This is a genomic window from Rhodococcus jostii NBRC 16295 (assembly GCF_001894825.1).
GTDB classification, from domain to species: Bacteria; Actinomycetota; Actinomycetes; order Mycobacteriales; family Mycobacteriaceae; genus Rhodococcus_F; species Rhodococcus_F jostii.
On the sequence record NZ_BCWY01000180.1, the window covers coordinates 1 to 5,222 of the forward strand.

5 protein-coding genes and 3 pseudogenes are annotated in these 5,222 nt (G+C 61.9%); 2 read left to right on the plus strand and 6 right to left on the minus strand.

All coding sequences use genetic code 11. The features are described 5' to 3' along the window. Positions 1–86: 86 nt before the first annotated feature. Positions 87–598: pseudogene (locus tag RJ1_RS44270) on the minus strand (transposase); the annotation flags it as partial. A gap of 151 nt (positions 599–749) precedes the next feature. Between RJ1_RS44270 and RJ1_RS44275 the strand changes: the two are divergent. Further along, complete coding sequence (locus tag RJ1_RS44275; RefSeq protein ID WP_143048780.1) at positions 750–1,295, plus strand: DUF6226 family protein; 546 nt, start codon at positions 750–752, stop codon at positions 1,293–1,295. A gap of 420 nt (positions 1,296–1,715) precedes the next feature. Here RJ1_RS44275 and RJ1_RS44280 read toward each other — a convergent pair whose 3' ends face one another. The 5 genes and pseudogenes from RJ1_RS44280 to RJ1_RS49180 form a co-directional block, all read right to left on the minus strand. After that, on the minus strand, positions 1,716–2,495 hold the full coding sequence (locus tag RJ1_RS44280; RefSeq protein WP_240319558.1) for a hypothetical protein: 780 nt from the start codon (positions 2,493–2,495) through the stop codon (positions 1,716–1,718). 255 nt (positions 2,496–2,750) lie between these two features. Next, positions 2,751–2,924, minus strand: a pseudogene (locus tag RJ1_RS49170) (DUF2188 domain-containing protein); the annotation flags it as partial. 301 nt (positions 2,925–3,225) lie between these two features. Then, positions 3,226–3,861: a DUF4352 domain-containing protein gene (locus tag RJ1_RS44285; protein ID WP_240319559.1), complete on the minus strand. Its 636-nt coding sequence runs from the start codon at positions 3,859–3,861 to the stop codon at positions 3,226–3,228. Between the two features lie 12 nt (positions 3,862–3,873). After that, a pseudogene (locus RJ1_RS49175) lies at positions 3,874–4,077 on the minus strand (DUF2510 domain-containing protein); the annotation flags it as partial. Between the two features lie 81 nt (positions 4,078–4,158). Beyond that, positions 4,159–4,587, minus strand: a complete 429-nt coding sequence (locus RJ1_RS49180) for a GIY-YIG nuclease family protein (RefSeq protein WP_338049541.1) — start codon at positions 4,585–4,587, stop codon at positions 4,159–4,161. Positions 4,588–4,855: 268 nt separating this feature from the next. Between RJ1_RS49180 and RJ1_RS44300 the strand changes: the two genes are divergently transcribed. Next, entirely contained in the window at positions 4,856–5,209 is a 354-nt protein-coding gene (locus tag RJ1_RS44300; protein ID WP_037228667.1) for a hypothetical protein, read from the plus strand. The last annotated feature ends 13 nt before the right edge of the window (positions 5,210–5,222 follow it).

The following is a 5,222-nucleotide window of genomic DNA, read 5'->3' on the forward strand; positions in this document are numbered from 1 at the left end:
CCGGCAGTACTGAGCCAGGCCGCCGCCTCGTGAGCAGCGCTATCTGTCGCGGCCGGCTCCTCCGCCGCCGGCGTTAAGAGGTTGTCTCATGTGGGGAGTTTCTTGTAGAAAGTGAGCGCGGCCGCGAGATGGAGGAATCCGGCAAAGTGCTCGGCGCGGCGTTCACAGCGGATGGTCAGGCGTCGGTAGCCGGTGAGCCAGGCGATGGTGCGTTCGATCTTCCACCGGTACCGGCCCAGCCGGTCGTTCCTCTCGATTCCGCGGCGGGCGACGCGTGGAACAATTCCCTCTTCGCGCAGCCACCGGCGGTGCTTGTCGTAGTCGTAGCCCTTGTCGGCGCGAAGCTTTCCTGGTCCGCTGCGGCGCGGACCACGTCGGGACTTCACCGCCGGGATCGCGCTGACCATCGGTTGCAGCAGGGTGCTGTCGTGGGTATTCGCCGCGGACACATCGACGACCACCCCGGCGATCACCAACCGGCACGGCCAACGTGGTCGCGCCGGGTGTGACCCAGCGGGATGCCGTTGGCCTCGGACGGGACGTGGATCTTCGACCCCTTCTTGCCGCGATCGGCCGGACTCGGCCCGGTCAGCGATCCACTTCCGGAACGCATCGGTGACGGTTCCCCTGAGACGCCGGGTGCCGACGCCTAAGGTCTCCTACTCGATTCTGTGCCAGATAATTGCGTTGCCGCTGATCTGGGTCACCGAGGACGATGAACCTACTAATCGGTGCAGGAGGGAGCGGCGGTGGAAGATCCACCGGCAGAGGCATACGGGCGGGTGACGAACCCGGAACGGTTCGCCCCGCTGATTCCGGCTGCCGAGGATCTGATCACCAACCTGGAGGGCCGGTTCGATGTCAGTGTCACCCGTGGCCCCGCGCCGCCGTCGAAGTCGCGGACAGTCGAGTTGGTGGAGTTGGTGGAGATCACTCCCATTCGCGTAGATCAGGCGCCGTTGGCGATCACCTTCAGTTCGTTTCCTGGTCTGTATCTCGACGCGGGCGCATGGGCGCACATCGCGCTTCCCGCATGCGGGTGTGACGCGTGTGATGAGTCCGCGGAGGACGTCTTGCGGGAGTTGGCCGAGTATTCCGAGGCTCTGACTGCCGGGCAGCTGTCCGAACGGATCACCGGCAAATTCCGGCCGATCCTTGAGCATTCCTGGGACGGCGAAGGCTGGGTTCGGAGCGGCAAGACGAGACTGTCCGCGGCACGGGCCGCTGAACTGCGTGCCGAACCAGTGCAGCCGCCGACAGATGGGCGCTGGCGACCGTGGTCCCTCCGATCCTGAGCACGCGGTGGCGGCTCCGAGACCGGTTGCCGATCCATGACCGGGCACCACCTGTTTTGCGATTCCCCCAAGCCGAACGATGACCGGCACGTCCCAAAAGCCGGCCCATGTCCGTAACGAGCTGAGCTGCACCGGGTCCCGATAGCCCCGTCCGGTGAAGGAATCCCGAATCGGGGCGGCGAACTGGACACCAGTTTGGTCTGCCCTGGATAGTTATGCGCTGTTTCGGGTTGTCTCTCATTCGACCGATACCGGGACTGTCTCAGATTCGTTCGTCACGGGGGCATCGACTGTGAGAATTCGGGAGGGGATCGTTTCGGCCGGCGTCCCTCGTTCGGCGGTTTCTGACGCATCGATCCCGTGTGACACGAAGAAGGCGCTCGCGTCCGGACAGGGGATAGCTGTTGCTGCCGAGTCCCGTTACCGGGTTTCGGTCGCGAGCCTCTCCTTGTTTTCCGCGTAACGGAGCAGCGCAGACTGGATAGCCTGGGCATTCGTATACTCGATCTGAGTTAGGTCGCCGAATGGCATGTACGTCTCGACGTATGCGTGCCCACGGTAGCCTCCGCACTGCCACTGGCTGCTGCTGGTTGATCCTCTGTCGTCTACGAAGCACCACATTTCTGGCGTGTTCTTTCCAACCTTTGGCTCTGGCTGCCCATTACGAGCGGCCTCCTCCCTCCCGCTACGCCAGTCGTACTGCCCTTGCGCGCGCGCTGCCGCGGCTTCGGGGGTCGGGTACACCTCTATTAGCCCTCCGCCGGCACTCCCAAGCGTCTTACCGTCGTAAGTCTTCGAAATCATCTGCACTTTGACGACGCCGACATTTTCGATCGCGGTCGCATCCCTGGTTCCGGATAACACGGGATCTTCCGCAGCGACTGTCCCCGGAAGTCTTTGATCGAACGGGCCGACCAAGATCGCGTTCACCATCTCTTGCGTATCCACCTCCGGCTCCGGCGCGCCGGGTTGTTGTGGATTCACGAGGAAAACTGACAGCGCTGAGGCGGCAGCAATGAAAACTGCTGTCGGCGGACCTAAGCGTTTGCGCCAATGAGGAGGCAGGACGAGGACGACGGCCGCCGCCAGTAGGCAGGCAACTACGAAGAAGATTAAGCGCAATCTGTCGCTGGCCACCGAAAAGGCGAGGAAGACCATCACCGCGACGGTCCCCGCCCCGAGGAGCAACGCCAAGAACACCCGCGCCCCTGCCTGCGTCTTTTCAGTAGCCTCTGGTGGCTGGAGAAAGGAACCAGGTGGCGACACCCGCTGCGGCGGATCCGTCGTTCCACCAACCCCAGGCGCCGTCGTCGCCGCGCGAACCGGGCCATCTGATAGCGACGACGATGGATCCGCAGCGCGTGACTCATACGCGTCCGGTGCGGCAGAATACGTACCCCCACCACCGCCTTGAGACTGTATGGACGGGGACATGAACTGCACGTCGGTTACCTGCCCACCGGTATCGCGGATGATGACCTCGCCACCTCCCCTTCGGATGACCTCTCGACGTGCGGCTTCGATGGCTTCCGAACAGTTGTTGTGTAAAGAAGTCGGCAACACTTGGGGCCGATCGCGCACCGCCCATTTTCCGCGACCGACTGGATCGACTATTCGGCTAACTGACATATCGAGTCACATTCATCAGATCTACGGAGAGACCGGTCTGTTTAGCTTGCTCCGACGAACTACGCATGTCATTGATCGTTCGCAGTGCAAAGCTGATCCGGCCGCATACATATGCGGCTGCTCGAGTCATCTCTCACTCGTTCGTCTATGAGAATCCCGGAACATGACAGCCGTGGCTGTCTCAGATTCGACTGTTTCTGACGCATAGATCCGTGAGACACCGATCCGGCAGCACGAACCGTGTGGGGATCGGCGGTATCGGTCGAGTAAATGGATCAATGAGTACCGCGTAAGACGTGGCTTACCCGAAGCTCACTCTTGCTCCGTTCGAGAACATCGAGTCGTGCACTTCCAGGGCGATAGGCGCGGCCCCAATCGGGATGTCGAAGACCACCCGTGTCGAGCGTGTGATGCCGGGATTGATGTCACCGTCCCCTTCGTCATCGCCGTCGAGACTGAACTCGGCTCCGCTGTCATTGGTGAACTCGCGGCCCTGATCGTCAACGAGGATCTGATTAAGGCTGGAGTAGTACTGAGGCTGCTTGGAGACGTTCGTGACGTCCACGTGCACAACCACAAACTGACCCTCGGCCTTCTCGCTGAACATCGACGATTCACGCCCGATGGTGGATAGCCCAGATTCCATATCAGTCAGCACAAATGCGAACTTGCCATCGCGGACTTCGGTTCCGAACCCGTGCGCGGCCGCAGACGTCGTCGTCGGTGCTTCGGTTGCCGGCTGCGTGGCACCGGTACCGGCTGGCTGAACTTGAGTGGTGGTTGATGTGCGTGCCGCGTTGGTCGAGGGTTCGTCCCCTCCGGTGAGGGCTGTGCCGATGATGACAACACCGACCACCGCCCCCGACACACCAAGCAGTGCGTTTCTAAATGAACGGGGGTTTTTGCGAGGCGGAGTGGCGAATTGCTGAGCTTGCATGTGCGGTTGAGGGGGCTGCGTAGCCCCAGTCCAACGGAATCCATCCCAGTACCGAAGAGTCGCTGGATTCGAAGGATCCGGGTACCAGCCTGGGGGAGTTGGAGTCGTCACTCGCGCATCAAACCAGGTGTAGTGGCCGTGCGGTATAGATCGGGTAAATGTATTTGCAGGTATCGCAGACTCCGAAACGGGCGCCCGCGAATCTGCCGGACTCATGACCCCGATGCCGGGGACCCGGCCAATTGGAGCGGCAGTTTGAATAGCGTCCTCGTCCGCATTCGATTGTGGGACTGCGGATCAGGGCTTTGGAGCGCTCGCATAGTAAGAGTCGCGCGCTGCCTTGACCGCGTCGCGTAGCGGCCCCTTCGTGTGATCGACGTTCAGAGGTGGTGTGAGTTTCTCGATGATCGCCTGTTCCACCTGCCGGGGGTTGGGATGCTCGCTCCAGGAGAGCCGCAGATGAGTATCCATCCAGGCCGTGAGTCGGGTCTCGTCGGAATCGGTAAGGACGACTCGATCTGTTCGTCGATTCTGATACCCCTCCCTCGCCATGAGCAGGCCGGCAAGGGTACGGCGAAGCGTCGAGCTTCCGCTACGCCGGAGATGATTCTGGAGAATGCGGCGGCGCAAGTGGAGGCGATTCCAACGTAGAGCAGGCGATATCCAATGGCGTGTGGGTGTGGTGAGCCCGGAAATTCCGCCAACACATCGGCATCGGCCCACCATGCGTACAGGCCAGGCTCCGCGGGCAGTTGGGCGTGGAGGTCACCAACCTCATGAAGCGATGCCGACAAGTCGGTGATGGCTGCGTCCCGGTTGCTGGTCCTGGGTGACGGGATTTCCATGCCGAGCATCATGCCCGACCGCGGCGACACCGCGTCTGCCCGCTGTGGACTCGATGGCACGGGGGTCACCTCCCAGGATGTGATGTACGAGGTTGTCATTGGTAAAGCGTCGCTATCGCCTGTCCTGTTGGATCGCTACTGTGCCAGGTGTGAGGGAACCGGTGCTGGATCGGCACGTCGACGTTGCACAGCTGTGGCGACTGGCCAGTGAGGCGGCCCGGAAGGGCGAGAAGTGGGGGCAGCGCAAGAAGTCGGTGAGCGACGCCATGGTGACCTACTACGCCCAGCTGCGACGTGACAGACGCGGCGCGAAACGGTGGGTCGCCGAGGTCGTTGATCTCCTGGGATATTTCGATCTGTCAGCGGACTGGCGCGCAGTTGAGAAAGGCCTGCAAATACTCGACCAAGCTGACGGTGACGTCACCGGTGCCGGTGCTGAGCTACAGCGGCTGGAGGTCGTGCCGGCTTCCTCGACGAAGAACTCTCTCTTCAAGAGCTCCTAGTAGGGCGGAGTCA